Annotated in this window: 16 protein-coding genes and 2 pseudogenes; 12 read left to right on the forward strand and 6 right to left on the reverse strand. The window is 60.8% G+C overall.

Going from position 1 to position 18,942, the window contains the following annotated elements; all coding sequences use genetic code 11:
* The 3 genes from FHX09_RS25245 to FHX09_RS25255 all read right to left on the reverse strand — a co-directional run.
* A partial coding sequence (locus FHX09_RS25245) for a hypothetical protein (protein WP_184450799.1) occupies positions 1-380 on the reverse strand: 380 nt, incomplete at its 3' end.
* A 234-nt stretch (positions 381-614) separates the two neighbouring features.
* Entirely contained in the window at positions 615-1,277 is a 663-nt protein-coding gene (locus FHX09_RS25250) for a response regulator transcription factor (protein WP_132593311.1), read from the reverse strand.
* The gene (locus tag FHX09_RS25255) at positions 1,278-2,627 is read right to left on the reverse strand and encodes a histidine kinase (RefSeq protein WP_183723264.1); all 1,350 of its coding nucleotides are present in this window, start codon (positions 2,625-2,627) and stop codon (positions 1,278-1,280) included. It lies immediately after the preceding gene.
* Positions 2,628-2,834: 207 nt separating this feature from the next.
* Between FHX09_RS25255 and FHX09_RS25260 the strand changes: the two are divergent.
* Positions 2,835-3,112 (forward strand): annotated as a pseudogene (locus FHX09_RS25260) (hypothetical protein).
* Positions 3,113-3,607: 495 nt separating this feature from the next.
* On the opposite strand, the gene FHX09_RS25265 reads toward FHX09_RS25260, so the two are convergent.
* Positions 3,608-4,519 carry a GntR family transcriptional regulator gene (locus tag FHX09_RS25265; RefSeq protein WP_007801915.1) on the reverse strand — a complete coding sequence of 304 codons (912 nt, stop codon included), beginning with the start codon at positions 4,517-4,519 and terminating at the stop codon, positions 3,608-3,610.
* Between the two features lie 237 nt (positions 4,520-4,756).
* On the opposite strand from FHX09_RS25265, the gene FHX09_RS25270 reads away from it, so the two are divergent.
* From FHX09_RS25270 to FHX09_RS25300, 7 genes are all read left to right on the forward strand, one after another.
* Complete coding sequence (locus tag FHX09_RS25270; RefSeq protein WP_184450802.1) at positions 4,757-6,259, forward strand: altronate dehydratase family protein; 1,503 nt, start codon at positions 4,757-4,759, stop codon at positions 6,257-6,259.
* Between the two features lie 35 nt (positions 6,260-6,294).
* On the forward strand, positions 6,295-7,314 hold the full coding sequence (locus tag FHX09_RS25275; RefSeq protein ID WP_132593317.1) for an aldo/keto reductase: 1,020 nt from the start codon (positions 6,295-6,297) through the stop codon (positions 7,312-7,314).
* Positions 7,315-7,323: 9 nt separating this feature from the next.
* Entirely contained in the window at positions 7,324-7,770 is a 447-nt protein-coding gene (locus tag FHX09_RS25280; protein WP_007801920.1) for an RbsD/FucU domain-containing protein, read from the forward strand.
* 206 nt (positions 7,771-7,976) lie between these two features.
* The gene (locus FHX09_RS25285; RefSeq protein WP_007801922.1) at positions 7,977-8,963 is read left to right on the forward strand and encodes an ABC transporter substrate-binding protein; all 987 of its coding nucleotides are present in this window, start codon (positions 7,977-7,979) and stop codon (positions 8,961-8,963) included.
* A 121-nt stretch (positions 8,964-9,084) separates the two neighbouring features.
* On the forward strand, positions 9,085-10,635 hold the full coding sequence (locus FHX09_RS25290) for a sugar ABC transporter ATP-binding protein (protein ID WP_007801924.1): 1,551 nt from the start codon (positions 9,085-9,087) through the stop codon (positions 10,633-10,635).
* Positions 10,636-10,659: 24 nt separating this feature from the next.
* A complete protein-coding gene (locus FHX09_RS25295; protein ID WP_007801926.1) occupies positions 10,660-11,634 on the forward strand; it encodes an ABC transporter permease in 975 nt (324 codons plus the stop codon).
* A gap of 66 nt (positions 11,635-11,700) precedes the next feature.
* Positions 11,701-12,720 carry a zinc-binding alcohol dehydrogenase family protein gene (locus FHX09_RS25300; RefSeq protein ID WP_132593319.1) on the forward strand — a complete coding sequence of 340 codons (1,020 nt, stop codon included), beginning with the start codon at positions 11,701-11,703 and terminating at the stop codon, positions 12,718-12,720.
* Here FHX09_RS25300 and FHX09_RS25305 read toward each other — a convergent pair.
* Together FHX09_RS25305 and FHX09_RS25310 are read right to left on the reverse strand one after the other, a co-directional pair.
* Complete coding sequence (locus FHX09_RS25305; protein WP_132593321.1) at positions 12,717-13,439, reverse strand: copper homeostasis protein CutC; 723 nt, start codon at positions 13,437-13,439, stop codon at positions 12,717-12,719. The genes FHX09_RS25300 and FHX09_RS25305 overlap by 4 nt on opposite strands.
* A 30-nt stretch (positions 13,440-13,469) precedes the next feature.
* Positions 13,470-14,656, reverse strand: a pseudogene (locus FHX09_RS25310) (LysR family transcriptional regulator).
* Between the two features lie 422 nt (positions 14,657-15,078).
* Here FHX09_RS25310 and FHX09_RS25315 point away from each other — a divergent pair.
* The 4 genes from FHX09_RS25315 to FHX09_RS25330 all read left to right on the forward strand — a co-directional run bounded on the left by FHX09_RS25315 (position 15,079) and on the right by FHX09_RS25330 (position 18,907).
* Positions 15,079-15,987: an ABC transporter substrate-binding protein gene (locus FHX09_RS25315; protein ID WP_132593325.1), complete on the forward strand. Its 909-nt coding sequence runs from the start codon at positions 15,079-15,081 to the stop codon at positions 15,985-15,987.
* Positions 15,988-16,053: 66 nt separating this feature from the next.
* Positions 16,054-17,220: an ABC transporter permease gene (locus tag FHX09_RS25320; RefSeq protein ID WP_132593327.1), complete on the forward strand. Its 1,167-nt coding sequence runs from the start codon at positions 16,054-16,056 to the stop codon at positions 17,218-17,220.
* The gene (locus FHX09_RS25325) at positions 17,217-18,161 is read left to right on the forward strand and encodes an ABC transporter ATP-binding protein (protein WP_132593329.1); all 945 of its coding nucleotides are present in this window, start codon (positions 17,217-17,219) and stop codon (positions 18,159-18,161) included. Before FHX09_RS25320 ends, FHX09_RS25325 begins: the two co-directional genes overlap by 4 nt.
* On the forward strand, positions 18,158-18,907 hold the full coding sequence (locus FHX09_RS25330) for an ABC transporter permease (protein ID WP_007801938.1): 750 nt from the start codon (positions 18,158-18,160) through the stop codon (positions 18,905-18,907). The genes FHX09_RS25325 and FHX09_RS25330 overlap by 4 nt, the downstream gene beginning before the upstream one ends.
* Positions 18,908-18,942: the final 35 nt, after the last annotated feature.

Consider the following 18,942-nt stretch of genomic DNA (forward strand, 5'->3'; position numbering starts at 1 on the left):
TCCCCACATCGGCGCATCGAACCCAGGACATCACCCGTCGCCTGGACCCGGCGCATTGAACAGATAAGTCCCCACCCGGGATCACCCGGTCGGGGCGGCGGCCCGCGCGGCAACTGATCGCCATCTTGATCATTCCGGAAGTTCGGATCCAGCAGACGCGGCAGAATCTGATCGGCAGCACCAACGAATTGCCCGCCCGGCAAGAGGTTGTTGTTGCTGCCATCAACATGGCGCAGACCCCACGGAAGGATCGCCGCATTCGGTCCGATGATCGATTGCAGGCTTTCACCGGCAACTTCGCGTTCGGCGACGACGATCTGCTTCAGAATATACGCAAGGTCGTCCTGATTGGCGGTGAAATTCGGATTCTGCGTAACCATGTCGGTCCTCGAAGCAAACGCCGCCCCTCGGAAAGAACGCTCATTCTTTCCGTTGCGATCGGCTGGCAATTGTTGACCGTCTGAAGTTGTACAGGTCCCGAGGTGCAGTGATCTACAGAACAAGGTCCAAGGAATGTCGCGACCAAGAGGCCAGTTCATTCCTGCCACCAAAGTCGCACAATGCTTGGACCGAGGTCCCGGTATTATCAGACCAAAGTCCGAGAGGGGCGTTGGCTATTCGCCGTCGCGCGCGGCATCCGTCGTCTTCTGCGCGATCAGCGCCAACTCGATGCGATTTTTCGCATTGACCTTACGGAGCAGCCGCGAGACGTGAAATTTGACGGTACGCAACGTCGTACCGGTCGCTTCGGCAATTGCCTGATTGCCCATGCCACGCCCCACGCATTCCAACACGTGGCGCTCCTTCGCCGACAACTCCGTTAGCAAATTGCCTTTCGTTCTCGGCTGCGTCTGCCCTCTCATTGTAGCAACCAGCTTGGAGCCGAGCGTCGGCGCGAGATAGGTGCTACCCCGCTGGACGGTCATCAACGCATCCAAAAGCTCGGTCGCGGCAATACCCTTGAGAATATAGCCGGAAGCGCCCGCTTCCAGTGCTTCGAGGGCATCTTGGTCATCCTCCGAAACGGTCAGCATCACAACCTTCACATCAGGCCATCGTTCATGGATTTCGCGGGCCGCTGCCACGCCACCACCCGGCATGGAAATATCCAGAAGCACGATCGTCGGCTGATGCAGCGCGATGAGGTCAAGCGCATCCTGCTTCGACGCGCCTTCGGCGACAACCTGCAAGTTCTCGCTGAGCGCAATCGTCTGCAGCACCCCCATGCGAAAGAGCGCGTGATCATCGACAACAATGACAGAGGCCGGCACCACCATTCAGATTGTCTCCCGAAGCTCGAAGAGCATTGTCAGCTTTGTTCCCGTGCCGGCGATGACGATCTGCAGGCTGCCGCCCAGGCTCTCGATACGCTGCCGCAGGCCCTGGAGGCCCATTCCGCCACCCGTTCGAGTAGCCGGCTTGACGAAGCCCTGCGGCGCCCCCCTGTCGGAGACGACCACTTTCATGTGTGCACGGCTCATCTCGCACCAAACTTCCTGGCCGTTGCCGCCAGCGTGCCTATAGGCGTTATTTAGCCCCTCCTGCACGAAACGGAAAAGGCAGATCTTCAATGCCGCCGGAATGTCGATATCCTCCGACACGACCGTCGAAGCGACCTTCGTTTCCGACCGGCTCTCGTGCATCTTGATCGCGCGTTCGATGATGCGACTGGGTGAAAGGTGCTCGATCTCCGGCAGGATCAACGATCGGGCGATCGCCCGGATCTCGGCCAGGGCAGTATCGAGCGACTCCTCGAGTGTCGCGAGCGGCACCTTGCGCGCAGGATCGGTCTTGGCCTGTCGGACCTGCTCGACCTGCAGGCGTGCGAAGCTGAGAAGCTGGGCCGGGCCATCATGAAGATCCGCGCCAACCCCACGCATAAGTTTTTCATTGCGTTCGGCAAGCTGCATCGACGCCTGACGGGCGATGCCCTGCAATTCTGCGAGCTTGCGCGACGCGGCCTCCGCATCTTCCGCGCGTTGGTTCAAGGCTCGCCGCTGTTCCTCAATGGTGTTGCTGCCCCGGCGAACGATCATGAAGAGACAAAGCAGGATCGCGCAGGAGGCAAGAGCCACCGCGACCCAACTTGCCAGTCGCACATATCCTACATCGTAATCGAAGGTTGCGGGATCCTCCTGTATCTCCGCGACAGCGATGATCGTGCCGGAGGAGCTGTCACGCAGTGGGCTATAGATCTCCAGATAATTTGTCTGGAAATTGCGGACGACGTGTTCGCCTGCATCGAGGTCGGCAAAGGAAAGCGCAACCTCGCCTGCCAGCGCACTCCTGGCACCAGAAGGCAGAGGGAACTTTCGACCGATTAGGTCCGGCGCGATCGAATAGGCAACCGTCCCATCCGGCTTCCATATCTCGACATGCGGGAAACGTCCCCGCAACATGGGATCGGTGAAAAGATTGTGGAGCCTGGCGAGATCCTCCGGCGGCACGGCATCCGCCGAAGCCAGCTTCTGCACTAACGGCTCGGTCATACTCTGAACGAATATCGCGGCGGCTCCGGCTTTGCTGCGGATGGCGTTTTGCTCAACGATTCCGGAGATGACGTAGCCCGAGATCAGTGTCGCGAAGAAGATCAGGATGCCACTGGCAAACAGGAACTGAATCGACAATGGTCGACTCCTCACCCAACTCAGCAATCCTTTGGACCGCAATCCTTGTCCTCCGATCGAAGAAAGCAGCTCTTGCCAGTATAAGCCCAGCAGAATGATCGCAGTGTTCGCGAAAAATTGAAAGACTGGCCTGGAAGGCATCGCAACGGCTAGTCGACGCGTCATTTTTCAAGGAGCCAGTTCTTCCGTGAGTGAAGGAGAATTGAGATGCGAAAGATCCTTGTGAACTGCACTGTCGCGGCGATGGCGCTCTGTTCGCTCGTCCTCCCCTCCATGGCCGACAGCGTGACCGTGACGCGCCAACGGAGCTTCGCCAACGACTATGATCAGGCGCGTCCCGCAATACCATCAACGATCACGGCATCAGAGTTGGCGCCGTTCGCGAGCGTGACCGCCACTATCGCGATCGCTGCTACACCAAGACGGTCAGAACGATGACCGACGATGGCGATGAGATCACCAAGACGGTACGCCGTTGCAGATAGCCACAAACGTGGCCGACCTCTTGCGACAATTCGAAATCCGAAGCAACAAACGCCTCGACCGAGGCGAGCGCAAGAGTGTCGACCATAAAGCGATAAGCCAAAGGAGAAATGCCATGCTTCTACGAGCGCTTGGAGCGCCCGTTCTAGCAATTGGTCTTGCAACCAGCGCTATGGCGCGATCGAGCGCGCGACCGGCGGCGGAGCAAATACGACCGGCAGCGGCTCGACAACACGCCCGGCCTGAACAACAACACACCTGTATCAACGACAGTAACAATGGCACCGGCACGCTGGATCCAAACGCTGCGAATAACGTCACCACTGCGAACGGACAGTCAGGCTCGTCGGGCGGCAATCCGAATGACCGCCAGCGCCGCGAGTCCAGTGGCACATCCAACCCAACGCCGCCGGTGAGCACCACGATGACCTCGCCTGACACCCAGCAGGCGTGCCGATAGAACTAAACCCGCCTTCGACCGGGTTTTTCCTTTTAGACTAACTCTCTGCCTCAAACTCGTCGGAAGGCGTCAGCGGAATCGATTGCAGCAGAGTCTGCCGCGCCGAGCGCAGATGCAGGCGGCACGCGAAATCAATCGTCGCCTGATCACGTGATTCCAGTGCGGCGATATAATCCAGATGTTCGTAAATGGCGCGTTCGTTGCGCTCACGGGCGAAAGCTTTGTTCCACTGGTAGTGATAGTGAAAGATGATCGCGATCGCATCGTAGAAATCGGCGATGAAGCGGTTCTTCGAGGCTGCGTGGATAAGCAGGTGGAAGCGTTCGTCGAGGGTGGAAAACTCCTTGTAGCGCGTATCGAGATCGCGCAGCATCGCCTGGTGTTGGGCCTTGATGTCCGAGAGCGCGCGCCACGCGTCGCTCTCGGGCGGAAGCTTGCCGAATTCCGCGGCCGAATGCAGCTCGAACATCTCACGCACGTCAGCGAGTTCAAGCGCAAAGTCACGCGTGAACCCCTTGAGGATCCAGTGGCTGTTCGGCCGCTTCTCGATCAGGCCGAACCGCGAAAAGCGGATCAGGAACTCGCGGACGCTGGTGGTGCCGGTGCCGATTTCGCGGGCGAGTTCCAACTCGTTGATCTGCATGCCGGGTGCAGCATCATCCGACAGAATGCGCTGCATAAAGCTGCGCTCGATGATGTCGTGCAGCGAATCCGTCTCTTCCGTCGGGAAGAAATCGGCCTCGGTCGGCTGCCGGAGGACAACCTTCTGGCGCTTGTTCCAGCGAATGATGCCGGCATCGCTGAGCCGTGTCAGGATGGCACGCGCCGTGCTGCGGCTGATGCCGAGCTGGGACGCGATCTCGGGCTCCGACGGTAATGCGGCGTCCGTCCGCAAAGCCGCGGCATAGCGGTTGTACGCTTCCTTGAAGACTGTATTCTGCCGTGCCATACGCGCTCCGCCCTCTTGCCTCGGCAACACGAACGGCCGGCCGCGGAGCGCGGCACGAAGCGTGGCAGAAGCTTATCTCTCAGCAATCCTTATCTTATTTTGGATCGCATGCGGCTGTTTGCCTCCCTCGTCCACAGGATCAATAATCCCGTTGACTTGAAAATGTTTATTGTAGATAAAAAACAAAATCAATGAGCATTCGCCGACGCAGCGAGTGTTTCCCTAGGGAGAAGAATGTTGACCAAGGACCCCTGGATCATCTTGTCTGCCGGCGACAACGTTGCGGTCGCAACGGCGGCGATCCCCTCTGGCGCGACGGTCGCCGGCATCCAGACCCGCGAGAAGATCGATCCCGGCCACAAGATTGCATTGGCCGATATTCCGCTCGGCCAGCCGGTCGTCAAATACGGGCAAGCGATCGGGCGGACGACGGCTGACGTTAGGGCCGGCGACCATATTCACAGCCACAATCTGCATTTCGAGAACGATCGTCTTGCGGCAACGGCCAATTCGGCGCCCGAGGAAGCAAGCGCCGCAGACAGAGCGCGCACGTTCATGGGCTATCGTCGCGCCGACGGCCGCTCGGCGACGCGCAACTACATCGGCATCATTGCCAGCGTGAACTGTTCCACCACGGTCTGTCGGGCGATCGCCGACGAGGCCAACCGGACGATCCTGCCGCATTTCGACGGCATCGACGGTTTCGTGCCGATCGTGCACGATCAAGGTTGCGGCATGAGCTCCACCGGCGACGGCATGGCGGTCCTCCACCGGACACTTGCCGGCTATACCAGGCATGTGAACTTCGGTGGCGTGCTGATGATCGGGCTCGGCTGCGAAGTCAACCAGCTCACGCTCTACGGCCAAAGCGGCGCCGGCAATTCCAAGCGCCATTTCAACATCCAAGATGCCGGTGGCTCGCGCCGTGCGGTTGCGCGCGCCATGGGCATGCTGCGCGAGATTGCTCAGGATGTCGCCAAGGAAAAGCGGGTGCCGCTGCCGATCAGCGATATCATCATCGGCCTGCAGTGCGGTGGCTCGGATGGATTTTCCGGCATCACCGCCAATCCGGCGCTTGGAGTGGCCGCCGACCTGCTGGCGGCTGCCGGCGGCACGGCGATCCTCTCCGAAACATCCGAGATCTATGGCGCGGAGCACCTACTGCGAAGCCGTGCAGTCAACGATGAGGTTGCCCGCAAGCTCGACGATAAGATCGCCTGGTGGGAGAAATATGTGGCGTTGCATGGCGCATCGCTGGATAACAACCCCTCGCCCGGCAACAAGCGTGGCGGCCTGACGACCATTCTAGAAAAATCGCTTGGCGCCGTCGCCAAGGGCGGTCGCTCGCCCTTGACCGCCGTCTATGGCTATGCCGAGCGCGTCAGCGCGCCGGGTCTGGTCTTCATGGATACCCCCGGCTACGATCCGGTTTCGGCAACCGGCCAGGTGGCCGGTGGCGCGAACATGATCGCCTTCACCACCGGCCGCGGCAGCTGCTTCGGCTGCCGCCCGGCGCCTTCGATCAAGCTTTCCAGCAACTCGGCTCTTTATGCCTCGATGGAAGAGGACATGGATATCAACTGCGGCACGATCGCGACAGGCGATGCAACCATTAGCGCGAAGGGCCGCGAGATCTTCGATCTGATCATCGACACAGCGTCGGGCAAGAAGACGAAAAGCGAAGAATTCGGCTACGGCGACAATGAGTTCGTGCCGTGGCATCTCGGAGCGACGCTCTAAACCACACGAAATATCAGGTCTTCGCAGGAGGAAGGATGAAGAGGAGGAGCATCGGCAGGACGGAGCTTGACGTGACCGAAGTGAGCTTCGGTGGCGCGGCTCTCGGCGGCCTGTATCGGACCTGCCCGCGCGAGCAGGCCATGGAGACGCTGGAGGCTGCATGGGACAGCGGCATTCGCTACTTCGATGTCGCGCCATGGTATGGCCTTGGCCTTGCGGAGCGTCGCTTCGGCGATTTCCTGCGTGACAAGCCGGAAAAGGAGTGGGTGCTCTCGACCAAGGTGGGCCGGCTGCTGCGCCCGGTGCCGACGGGGACGGTTCCCGATTATAGCTATGTCGATCCGCTCTGCTTCGATGCCGACTACGACTATTCCTACGACGGCATCATGCGCTCGGTGGAGTTCAGCTACGCCCGTCTCGGCCTGAACCGGATCGATATCCTCTATGTCCACGACATCGGCAGATACACCCATGGTGCGGCCAAGAACGCCATCCTCCAGAAGCAATTCCTGGATAGCGGCATCAAAGCGTTGGAGGAGCTGAAATCCTCCGGAGCGATCAAGGCCTTCGGGCTTGGCGTCAACGAGGTCCCGGTCTGCCTTGACGTGATGCGTAATGCCGATATCGACTGCATCCTGATGGCCGGGCGCTACACCCTGCTCGACCGATCGGCAGTTGCCGAGCTGCTGCCGCTCTGTCGGAAGAAGGGCACATCGCTCGTGGTCGGCGGCGTCTTCAATTCAGGTATCCTTGCAACCGGACCCGTGCCTGGCTCGCATTTCGACTATATGCCGGCGACAGATGACGTGCTCGCCAAGGTCGCGAGCATGGAAAAGATTGCCGTTAAGCACGGTGTGCCACTGGCCGCCCCTGCTCTGCAGTTTCCGCTCCGCGATCCGCTCGTCTCGTCCGTGCTGATCGGCACGGCCAAGGCATCAAGCTTGCAGCGCAACATGGAGCTTTTCGAGCCCACGTTGCCGGACTCCATCTTCCCCGAATTCGACGCTCTGACGCTCGTCGCGCCGCCGCTCGGCGAAGACGCTGTGCGTATTTAAGGACTGGCTATGCTTAAAGGCATCCACCCCATCCTCAATCCCGACCTGCTGCGTGCGATCGCTCGCATGGGACACGGCGACGACATCGTGATTGCCGACGCCAACTTCCCGTCGAGCACGATGGGGCCGGAGGTCATCCGCGCCGACGGCGTCAGCGCGACCGACATGGCCGGGGCCATCCTGACGCATTTTCCGCTTGATACGTTCGTGCCGGAAACGGCGTGGCGCATGGAGGTGGTCGGCGATCCGACTGCCGTGCCCGAAGTTTGTGCCGAATTTCAGGAAATCGTGTCGAGGCGCGCTGGCGACTTCAGGATCGCCTCCCTCGAACGCTTTGCCTTTTATGAGCGCGCTCGCACGGCTGCCTATATCGTGGCAACGACCGAATTCCGGCTCTACGGCAACTTGATTTTGAAGAAAGGCGTCGTTCACCCCCATGAAGTCTATCGCGGTTGACAGAACGTCAGACTGCGGTTGAATAATCGTAAAAACAATCACTTACGGCGAATGAAGAAACGACAATCGAGCCTGCTAAGCTACTTGCAATTTGACTTTCGCTCGGCTAGCTTCTCGTAGTAAATGTTTTTTATCGATAAAAATCGTCCGCCTGCGTTCAGCGGTACGGTTTACCTGGAGGAGAACGCACCTAGGAGGAGAACTACATGCGCATGAAATCCATTCTGTCGCGCCGAGCCTTCACGGCTCTCGCGGGTGCTGCCGTTATCGCCACCGCAATGCCGGTGACGTCGTTCGCAGCTGACGTGACGATCCCGATCATCGTCAAGGACACGACGTCCTTCTACTGGCAGATCGTTCTGGCCGGCGCCCGCGCTGCCGGCAAGGATCTCGGCGTCAACGTGCCGGAACTCGGCGCACAGGCCGAATCCGACATCAACGGCCAGATCAGCATTCTTGAGAACGCCGTTGCCGGCAAGCCGGCTGCAATCGTGATCTCGCCGACGGAGTTCAAGGCGCTCGGCAAGCCGATCGACGAAGCCGCCAAGTCCGTTCCGATCATCGGCATCGACTCGGCCGCGGACTCCCAGGCGTTTAAGTCGTTCCTGACGACCGACAACGTTCAGGGCGGGCGCATCGCAGCCGACGGCCTTGCCGCGGCCATTAAGGAAATGACCGGCAAGGAAGAGGGCGAAGTCGTCATCCTTACCAACCTTCCGGGCGTCGGCTCGCTTGAGCAGCGCCGCGAAGGTTTCCTGGATCAAGTAAAGACGAAGCATCCCGGCCTGAAGGTCATCGCCGACAAATACGGTGATGGCCAGGCGACGACCGGCCTCAACATGATGACCGATCTGATCACGGCCAATCCGAACCTCGTGGGTGTCTTCGCCTCGAACCTGATCCTGGGTCAGGGTGTTGGCCAAGCGATTGCGGAAAACAAGCTCGGCGACAAGATCAAGGTCATCGCCTTCGATAGCGACGACAAGACGGTTGGCTTCCTCAAGGACGGCTCGCTTGCCGGTCTCGTTGTTCAGGATCCCTATCGCATGGGCTATGACGGCGTGAAGACGGCGCTCGCCGTATCCAAGGGCGAGAAGGTCGAAGAGAAGGTCGATACCGGTGCCAACCTGGTCACCAAGGCCAACATGAGCGACCCGAAGATCGACGCTCTGCTGAACCCGAAGATCAAGTAATGATCTGACGATGGCCGCGCGGGAGAAATCCCGCGCGGCCTTTCCTTCACCTGTGTTATCGTCCGCATGAGGAGCGCGGACGGCCGGTGGAGAGTTGGCAATTCGCGAGAAGGAGACGTCCATGAGCCTGGAAGAGGTCAGTCATCGCCACGATGACAGCGCCACGCTGACGGAGGGAAACCGCATTCCGGCGGGCGCCCCAATCCTCGAACTCAAGGGATTGCAAAAGAATTACGGCTACGTTCAGGCGCTGAAGCCGGCGACGATGACGTTTCTGGCCGGCGAGATTCATGCGATTGTAGGTGAGAACGGAGCCGGAAAGTCGACGCTGATCAAGCTGCTGACAGGCGTTATCACCAGAACGGCCGGCGAGATCCTCTGGTGCGGACACCCCGTCGCGCTGGCAACGCCGAACGAGGCGATCGCGCGCGGCATCAACGCCGTCCATCAGGAAGTCGTGCTTTGCCCGCATCTGACGGTCGCGGCCAATCTCTTCCTTGGCGACGAGGTCAATCAATACGGCCTGATGCGCAAGAGAGAGATGGAGAAGATGGCGCAAGCCGTGCTCGACGATCTCGGCTTCGGGCTGCCCGCCGGCGTCCCGCTCGCCGATCTGACGATCGGCCAGCAGCAGCTCGTCGCGACGGCGCGTGCGGCGATGCGCGGCACCCAGTTTCTGATCTTCGACGAACCGACCGCTTACCTTACGCGTCAGGAATCGGCCCAACTTTTCAAGCTGATCCGTCGCCTGCAGGGCGAAGGCGTGACGATCGTCTACATCAGCCACCGCATGGAGGAAGTGTTCGAGCTCGCCGACCGTGTTTCGGTACTTCGCGACGGCACGCATGTCGGCACGCGCGCCATCGGCGAGACGAACGAGGCCGAGCTGATCGCTCTCATGATCAACCGCTCGATCGAGCAGATCTATCATAAGGAAGAGATCCCGATCGGAGAAACGATCCTCGACGTGCGCGGCCTTTCTGGGCCGGGCTTCGAGAACGTGTCGCTCTCGGTCAAGGCCGGGCAGATCGTCGGCCTTTACGGCCTGATCGGTGCGGGGCGAAGCGAATTCGCGCTGGGCCTTTTCGGCCGGGAAAAGACGACGGCCGGTGAGATCCACTGGATGGGCAAGAAGGTCGATATCAACAGCGAACGCACGGCGATGGAGCTCGGGATCGCGCTGGCGCCGGAGAGCCGCCGCGACCAGGGTCTTTGCCTCAACCTACCGATCGGGCTCAACATCAACCTCCCGGTCTTCAAGCGGCTGAGCAAGGGCCCGGTCATCAGCCACAGCGAAGAAACGCAGAATGCCGACCAACAGATCCGTGACCTCGCGATCAAGACGCCCAGCCGGCGCGTTCTGGTTTCGGCCATGTCCGGCGGCAATCAACAGAAAGTCGTCATCGGCAAGTGGCTGAGCTATGGCGCACGGCTCTTCATCTTCGACGAGCCGACCGTGGGCGTCGATGTTGGCACCAAGGCGGAAATCTACCGGCTGTTCGCCAAGCTTCTGAAGCAGGGGGCCGGGATCATTCTGATCTCGTCCTATCTGCCCGAGGTTTATGAGCTTGCGGATAGGCTGCACGTCTTCCGCCGCGGCCAGCTTGTCGCGAGCCACGACTTCCACGCCGCAACACATGAAGAAGTGCTGAGCGAAGCGATCGGCGTCTAAAAGAATAAGAGGGAGAGAGAACCAATGACCGCAACCCCCACCGAGATCGCCGCGCCGCCGCCGCGTCGAAAAGTGAACATCCTTTTCGGCCTGACTCTAATCGGGCTCCTGGCCTTCCTTTGGATCGTTCTCGGCTTCGTGACTGCCAGCTTCTGGACGCCACTGAATATCTCCAACCTCCTGCGCCAAGGCGCAATGACGGCGATTTTGGCTCTTGGCCAGACCTTCGTGATCATCACCGCCGGCATCGACCTTTCGGTCGGAGCGATCGTCGGCTTTACCAGCGTCATCCTTGCCTGGCTGCTGCAGGCGGGCGTGCCGGTCTGGGCGTCTATCCTGATAACGCTGCTGATCGGCGTCGGCATCGGGGTGTTCCATGGCTTCGGCATCGTCAAAATGGGACTGCCGCCTTTCATCATCACGCTGGCAACGCTCACGTCGTTGCGCGGCATCGGGCTTCTGATCACCAACGGCTCGACGATCAACATCGTCAACGAGCCCTTCACGAACTTTGCCCGCGCCGACTTCCTCGGAGTGCCGAGCCTGTTCTGGATGGTCATTCTCGTCGCGGTGCCGTCCTACATCTTCCTGCATCTGAGCCGATGGGGACGCTATCTCTTCGCCGTCGGCTCGAACCGTGAAGCGGCCCGCCTGTCGGGCGTCCGGGTGAACGGCATCATTTACCTCGCCTACATCCTCTCGGCGACGTTCGCTGCCTTCGTCGGCGTTCTGCTTGCCTCGCGTATCGCGATCGGCAACGCCACACAGGCCGACGGATGGGAGCTGCAGGCGATCGCTTCCTCTGTGATCGGCGGCACCAGTCTGTTCGGCGCTGTCGGTTCGGTCCACGGGCCGCTCATCGGCGCCTTCATTCTGGCAACCATCAACAACGGTGCGAACCTGCTCAACGTCAATTCGTTCTGGCAGCGCATCATCACCGGTCTGCTGATCATCGTGATCGTCTACTTCGATCAACTGCGCCGCCGCCGCAACCCGTAAGCAGGCAGCGACATACGGAGCCGGCCCCGAGGCCGGCTTCTTCCATTTCAGGAATGCGAGACCATCATGAAAGCAGTGCTCTGCAAAGAACCCGGTGTCCTCGAACTCGTGGAACGCCCTTCCCCCGGCGCGCCGTCACCCGGCTGGATCCGCCTTGCGGTCAGCCATGTCGGTATCTGTGGCACCGACTACCACATCTTCGAGGGCAAGCATCCATTCCTCGAATATCCACGCGTGATGGGGCACGAGATCTCCGCGACGGTTCTGGAAACAGGCGACGGTGTTGCCATGGCGGTCGGCACGCCCGTCATCGTCAACCCCTATCTTTCGTGTGGCAGCTGCGTTGCCTGCCGCCAGGGCAAGCCGAATTGCTGCACGGACATCAAGGTGTTGGGCGTGCACACGGACGGAGCGTTCTGCGACGAGATTTCGGTGCCGGCCGGCAATCTCTATGCTGCAAAGGGCGTGAGCCTGGAGGCCGCAGCCACCACCGAGTTCCTCGCAATCGGCGCCCATGCGGTCCGCCGTTCCATGGCGCCGGCCGGATCACGCTCACTCGTCATCGGTGCCGGTCCGATCGGGCTGGGCGCCGCGATCTTCTCGCGGATTGCCGGGCATGAGGTCACATTGCTCGACACCAGTCAGGAGCGACTGCAGATGGCTGCTGACCGGTTCAACTTCTCCTCAGGCATCGTTGCCGGCGAAGGTGCCTCCGAAGCTGTCAAAGCGAAGACTGACGGCGATGGTTTTGACGTCGTCTTTGATGCCACCGGCTATGGCCCGTCGATGGAGAAGGCCTTCGGCTTCGTTGCCCATGGCGGCGCGCTTGTGCTCGTCAGCGTCGTCAAGGACGACATCCGTTTCTCCGATCCGGAGTTTCATAAGCGTGAAATGATGGTGATCGGTAGCCGCAACGCGACGCGCGTGGATTTCGAGCATGTCGCAGATTCGATCGCCAAAGGACTCGTGCCCGTCGAGCAGCTGATCACTCACCGCACGACGCTGGCGGACGCGCCGCGTGACCTGGCACGCTGGGCGCACGAAAAGAGCGGCCTGATCAAGGCAGTCATCAAGGTCGGCGCCTAAAGCGCGTCGATCGCCGCCCGCATTTGACGCACTACGTCGGCATCCGTCCGGTTCGTCGTCGCGGCTTCGAAGCCGAAGGCAACCGCCCTTGGATCGATGCTGTCAACCCGTGAGCTGCAGGAGGCGTGAACCTCGCTTGCGCCCGTAACCCTTAGTATGTCGCCCACGTTGCCGGGACGCACGCCGCTGCCGGGCATGATCGAGACGCGGCCGGCGGCCTTGCGGGAGAGACGACCCAGCGTCTCCAAGCCGTCGATCACCTTCGGCACACAGCCGGACGTGAGAACGCGCTCGCAGCCAAGCTCGATCGCCTGTTCCAGCGCTGCATCGGCATCAGGGACGAGATCGAAGGCGCGGTGAAGGGTCGATCCAAGTCCCTCGGCGCGAGCCTTTAACCGGCTGATCAGCGGTACATCCAGTGTACCGTCCAAACGATTGGCGCCGATGACAACCCCGGCGAGGCCGAAGGCGCGCACGGCGTCAATATCGGCCATCATCGCTTCTTCGTCGACCGCATCGAATACGAAGGGCCCGGCATGCGGCCGGATCATCGCATAGACAGGAACAGGTGCGGCGGCCGCAGCCTTCATCAGGCCCGCAACCGGCGTCAGTCCGCCAAGCTCCAGAGCCGAGCAGAGCTCAATGCGGCCGGCACCGCCGGCGATCGCAGCCACAAGGCCCTGCGGGCTGTCTACGCATACTTCCAGCAAAACGGTCACGCTCGAATCTCCTTGTCCGCCGCTGTCTCTTTAAGCGAAGGCGCTCTCCTGCGCGATGGGCGTGGCAATTATTTTGGCGACGGCGTCGATGATCATGGCACTTGCGTCAGCCGAAGCTTTCCGATGGTTGAAGGCGACATGATAGGACATCGGAATGGACTCAGCGAGCTCGACGATCCGAACTTTGTCGGCGATGGGCATGGCGCTGACGCGGCCAAGAAACGAGATGTAGCCGTGATTGGCCACAAGGTCGACGATGACAGGCAGCGAGTCAGCCGCCGTGATATCCCGGTTTCGGTAGCGGCGATTGTTGACGCGCTCGTGGCTGAGCGCCATCGTGGCGTGTCCGAGGCCCGTCCGGGAACTCGGCGTGCAGATCGCGTGACCTTCGACAAGCTCGGCCACTGTCCGCTCGCGGCTCTGCGGCGGCGCGATAAGAACCATGTTCGTCTGCAGCAATTCACGGTGCGCTCGAGGCCGAAGACGGAGTCGAGAATTGCAACATCGATACGGCCGGCCTTGAGAGCTTCCCGCAAGTCATCCGCGGTCATCAGTACGAGCGAGATCGCGTTCTTGCTGCGGCTGGCATTCCACTCCGCAACCAGCGCGCCAAGGCATCGCGCTACCCAACTTTCCGATCCTGTTGGGATGATCGAACCGATGCGAAGCGCCCGCGCGGTGCGCTGATAGCGCTCGTCGGAGGATGCCTTCAAATCATTCCATCTCTGAGCGATGGCCTGGAAGATGGCATAGACCTGGTGGCCATGCTCGGTTAGCACAGAGCCCTGAGCCTGCCGCTCAAACAGGCGATGACCCAGTGCCTTCTCCAAAGTCGCGATCTGAAGCGAAAGCTGCGGCTGACCAAGCTTCAGCCGCCGCGCCGCACGGTTGATGCTGCCCTGGTCGGCGACCTCGAGAAATCGCTCCATGGTGGCGATCTTGATCGGCAGGCGCGACGGCTTGTCTGTCCCAATCCATTCCGCCAGATCCTCCGCCGACTGCACAATCGGCAGGAGTTTTTCGCGGACGTCGTCGCTGGCAAGCAGCGTCGCAAGCTCGCCGGAACTGCGCTCGGTCAGTTTGAGCGCAAGCTCGGTCTCAAGGCTGCGGACTGCTGTCGAAACCGTCGATACCGCGAGTGAAAGGTTTCGTGCCGTCTCTCTCACCGACCCGGACGAGAGCACGTGATTAGCAACAAACAACGTGCCGAGCTGCAACCGCGTTCTCCGTAACGATATGGAAAATCGAACGATATGATGTGTTCGTTAAAAAAGATATCCCTGCCGGGAAATCGGCCGGCTATCGTTCCTGCCAAGTACAAAACCGGGCGTGGCAGTAGAACCACGGAAAAGAGCACCGGACATCTGCGGAAACGCGTAAGGGAACAAAAACAAATCGCGCCGGCGATAGAAAAGGAAATGCATTTTCGCGCAAGCGTTTGCATTCACCGCCATAATCACGCCGCGACCGCAAAACTGGAGAGGCTTGCATCGATTTTTTCAACGCGAACGCTATTTCCATCACGCACGTATTTCCGGCACGATCGTAGCGGGGCTGCTTTCGCCGGTGATTTTATACGTGGGAGCCCTCCGCCGGGGCTTTCCGCGCAGTCCAACGGTGTAAATCAAGGGGACAATCCATGCTGAAGAAATTCGCTCTTGCCGTTTCGCTCTCCGCTTTTGCGGCAGGCGCGGCCGATGCTGCAGACGTCGTCGTTTCATCGAAGATCGATACTGAGGGCACGCTGCTCGGCAACGTCATCGTGCTGGCGCTCAACGCAAACGGCATCAAGACGCAGGACCGCGTCGCGCTCGGTACGACGCCGGTTCTTCGCAAGGCGATCACTGCCGGCGAAATCGATATCTATCCGGAATACACAGGTAACGCCGGCTTCTTCTTCAACAAGGCCGACGACCCGGCCTGGAAAAATCTTCTTCAGGGCTACGACCTCGCGAAGAAGCTCGACTACGACGCCAACAAGATCGTCTGGCTGACGCCTTCTCCGGCGAACAACACCTGGGCGCTCGCCGTGCGCAATGATGTTGCCGGCCCGAACAACCTGAAGACCATGTCGGATTTCGGAAAATGGGTCGCCGGCGGCGGGGCTGCCAAGCTGGTCGCTTCCGCCGAGTTCATCAATTCGGCCGGCGCGCTTCCGGCATTCCAGACGACCTACGGCTTCACGCTGAAGCCGGATCAGGAAATCGTTCTTTCGGGCGGTGACACGGCCGCGACCATCAAGGCCGCAGCCGACCAGACGAACGGCGCCAACACGGCCATGGTCTACGGCACGGACGGTGCGATCCAAGCCGCCGAACTGACCGTTCTCGAGGACGACAAGAACGTGCAGCAGGTCTATGCGCCGACCGCGATCATCCGTGAAGAAGTGCTAAAGGCAAACCCGAAGATCGAAGAAGTCCTCGCACCAATCTTCAAGAGCCTGAGCGCGGATGAACTGCGCAAGCTGAACGGCAAGATCCAAGTCGATGGCGAACCGGCGAAATCCGTTGCCGAAGGCTACCTGAAGGAAAAAGGCTTCCTGAAGTAATCTCGTCGCCCGATGCTCCGCCCGCCGCGGGCGGAGCATCGTTTCTGACCGGACAGGGATGGATCGATGGAAGAAACCTTAGCGGTCCGCAAGCTGGACCGGCTCGGCGCGGTGTTGGTGACGGCCGGCATCGTCGCAACTGCGCTCCTGCCTTTCATCTATGTGAAGGCAAACCGCATCGCCGCCGGAAAGCCCATGCTGCTGACGCAGCTTCTGAACCAGCCGTCCGCCATCATCCTGACAATCCTCCTAATCGTCACCGCACTGGCCGTTCTGTTTCTGCAGAACGCGCTGCTGCGGCTGGTGATCGCGACCCTCTGCTTTGCGGCGCTGCTTGCGACGATCGGGCTTGCGGCCGCGGTATTCACACCACCGAACAGCAATGCCGCACGCATGACGCCTGGCGGCGGATTCTGGGTGCTGTTCGCGGTCATCGGGCTCATCATCTCGGACGCGCTCGTCAAGATCAGGCTTACTCCGTGGATGCGGATTGCAGCCCTTGCTGCTTACACCGGCCTGCTCGGAATCTTCCTCACGTCGGGTCTGCTCGACAATCTCTCGATCATGAAGGAATTCGCGACCCGATCCGCGCAATTCTGGACCGAGGCGCTGGCCCATCTGCTGCTCGCATTCGGCTCGCTGGCGACCGCGATCGTCATCGGCCTGCCGCTCGGCATCCTGTGTTTCTGGGTTCCGAAGCTGCGTGCCGCAGTGCTACAGGGTCTCAGCCTGATCCAGACAATCCCGAGCCTTGCGCTTTTCGGTATTCTGATGCTGCCGCTCGGCTATCTCGCGACCCATGTGCCGGCGGCTGCCTCGATCGGCATTCGCGGCATCGGTGCTGCGCCAGCGCTGATCGCGCTCATCCTTTATTCGCTGCTGCCGATCGTCGCCAACACGGTCGTCGGTCTGCAGGGTGTTGATCCCTCGGTCCGCGACGCCGCGGCGGGGATGGGCTTGACGCGCCGCCAGATCCTCACTGGCATCGACCTGCCGCTGGCCTTTCCCGTCATCCTGACAGGCATTCGCATCGTCCTCGTTCAGGCGATCGGTCTGGTGACGGTGGCAGCGCTGATCGGCGGTGGCGGCTTCGGCATCTTCATCTTCCAGGGGCTTGGCCAGACAGCCATGGATCTCGTTCTGCTCGGCGCCGTGCCGACCGTTTTCTTCGCCTTTTCTTCGGCCGTCATCCTCGATGCGGTCATCGACAGCATACGGGGATCCGCTGCATGAGCATGATCGAGATCAGGAACGTTACCAAGCGCTACGGAGCGGCAACCGTCGTCGACAATGTCTCGATGGATGTCGAGAAGGGCTCGATCACCGTCATCGTCGGTACGTCGGGCTCGGGCAAATCGACACTGATGCGGATGATCAACCGTCTCGTGCCGATCACCGCGGGTGAGATCTTCGTTGGCGGGCAGAACATCATGGATGTGCCAGTGACGGAACTGCGCCGCAAGATCGGCTACGCGATCCAGGGCCACGGCCTCTTTCCTCATCGGACGGTCGCACAGAACATCGCGACGGTGCCGCAGCTTCTCGGCTGGGACACGGTAAAAATCAAAGCCCGCGTCGAGGAACTGCTCGGCCTCTTCAACCTCGATCCGGCGACCTTCGCCGAGAAATATCCGCATCAGCTCTCGGGCGGCCAGCAGCAGCGCGTCGGCGTTGCGCGTGCGCTGGCGGCGGAACCGGAACTGCTATTGATGGACGAGCCGTTCGGCGCGCTCGATCCTGTCATCCGCGGCAAGGCGCAAGACGATCTCCTCGCGATCCAGAAGCAGTTCGGTACGACCGTCGTCCTCGTGACGCACGATATGGACGAGGCCTTCCACCTCGGCAACCAGATCGCCGTGATGAGCGTCGGCAAGCTGCTGCAATGCTCGACCCCGGAAAAGATCCTGACCGAGCCGGCCGATCCCTTCGTGCAGCAATTGACCGGCACCTCCGACCGGGCACTGAAACTGATGTCGCTGCTGCCACTGAAGGAGAGCATGGAGCCGGCGAAGTCAGGCCTGGCTTACACATTACCAGAATCGCTCAGCCTGCGCGACGCGCTGGCCGAGATGATCTGGCAAGGCGTCGACGAAGCCGCCGTTCAGGATGGCGACAGGGCGCCTATCGGCTCGATCTCGATAACGCGGCTGCTCGAACTGGGCCGTAAGGCATGAAACACGTCTTCGCGAACCTCTTCCGCGTCGTCGCACTGCTGTTGCTGCTGATCCTCCTGTTCAGGACGGAGTGGCTGTCGTTCCTGCTCGTGCCGTTGACGAGTAACAATGCGCCGGCCGTCTACACGCAAAACAGTCTTCCGCAGCTTGCCGCTTCGCATCTCTTTCTTGTGGCGATCTCGATCGCGGGCAGCGCCGTTCTTGCGATCCTCGGCGGCATTTTCGTCACCCGCAAGAGCGGCGAAGACTTCCTGCCGTTGTCGCGGGCGATTGCCAATGCCGGCCAGACCTTTCCGCCGGTCGCGGTGCTCGCTTTGGCCGTGCCAGCAACCGGCTTCGGTGCCGGTCCGACGTTGATCGCCCTCTTTCTCTATGGCCTGCTGCCGATCTTCGAGAACACCGTCTCCGGCCTGAAGCAGGTCTCCCCCTCCGTGCTTGATGCCGCCGATGGCATGGGCATGAATGGCAGACAGCGGCTCTTTCAGGTGGAACTGCCGCTTGCTCTGCCGCTGATCCTCGAGGGCTTGAAGGTTGCGACCGTCATCAACATCGGCACCGCGACGATCGGCTCGACGGTGGCGGCCAAGGGCCTTGGCGAAGTCATCATCGCCGGGCTGATTTCCGACAATACCGCCTTCATCCTGCAAGGTGGTCTGATCGTCGGCCTAATGGCAGTGCTGATCTATGATGCGATGGGGCTTGTCGAAAACGCCATCACGCAAAGAATTGGCTTGCGCCCGGCCTGAGGCGGCGGCTACCAAGGCTGCCGTGATATCGGCAA

The organism is Rhizobium sp. BK538 (genome assembly GCF_014197575.1).
In the GTDB taxonomy this organism is placed as follows: domain Bacteria; phylum Pseudomonadota; class Alphaproteobacteria; order Rhizobiales; family Rhizobiaceae; genus Rhizobium.

Bases quoted from the DNA above. Each gene is read 5' to 3' on its own strand.
- FHX09_RS25250 (WP_132593311.1), bottom strand. From the start codon at position 1,277: ATGGTGGTGCCGGCCTCTGTCATTGTTGTCGATGATCACGCGCTCTTT.
- FHX09_RS25265 (WP_007801915.1), bottom strand. From the start codon at position 4,519: ATGGCACGGCAGAATACAGTCTTCAAGGAAGCGTACAACCGCTATGCC.
- FHX09_RS25275 (WP_132593317.1), top strand. From the start codon at position 6,295: ATGAAGAGGAGGAGCATCGGCAGGACGGAGCTTGACGTGACCGAAGTG.
- FHX09_RS25280 (WP_007801920.1), top strand. From the start codon at position 7,324: ATGCTTAAAGGCATCCACCCCATCCTCAATCCCGACCTGCTGCGTGCG.
- FHX09_RS25285 (WP_007801922.1), top strand. From the start codon at position 7,977: ATGCGCATGAAATCCATTCTGTCGCGCCGAGCCTTCACGGCTCTCGCG.
- FHX09_RS25290 (WP_007801924.1), top strand. From the start codon at position 9,085: ATGAGCCTGGAAGAGGTCAGTCATCGCCACGATGACAGCGCCACGCTG.
- FHX09_RS25295 (WP_007801926.1), top strand. From the start codon at position 10,660: ATGACCGCAACCCCCACCGAGATCGCCGCGCCGCCGCCGCGTCGAAAA.
- FHX09_RS25300 (WP_132593319.1), top strand. From the start codon at position 11,701: ATGAAAGCAGTGCTCTGCAAAGAACCCGGTGTCCTCGAACTCGTGGAA.
- FHX09_RS25315 (WP_132593325.1), top strand. From the start codon at position 15,079: ATGCTGAAGAAATTCGCTCTTGCCGTTTCGCTCTCCGCTTTTGCGGCA.
- FHX09_RS25320 (WP_132593327.1), top strand. From the start codon at position 16,054: ATGGAAGAAACCTTAGCGGTCCGCAAGCTGGACCGGCTCGGCGCGGTG.
- FHX09_RS25325 (WP_132593329.1), top strand. From the start codon at position 17,217: ATGAGCATGATCGAGATCAGGAACGTTACCAAGCGCTACGGAGCGGCA.
- FHX09_RS25330 (WP_007801938.1), top strand. From the start codon at position 18,158: ATGAAACACGTCTTCGCGAACCTCTTCCGCGTCGTCGCACTGCTGTTG.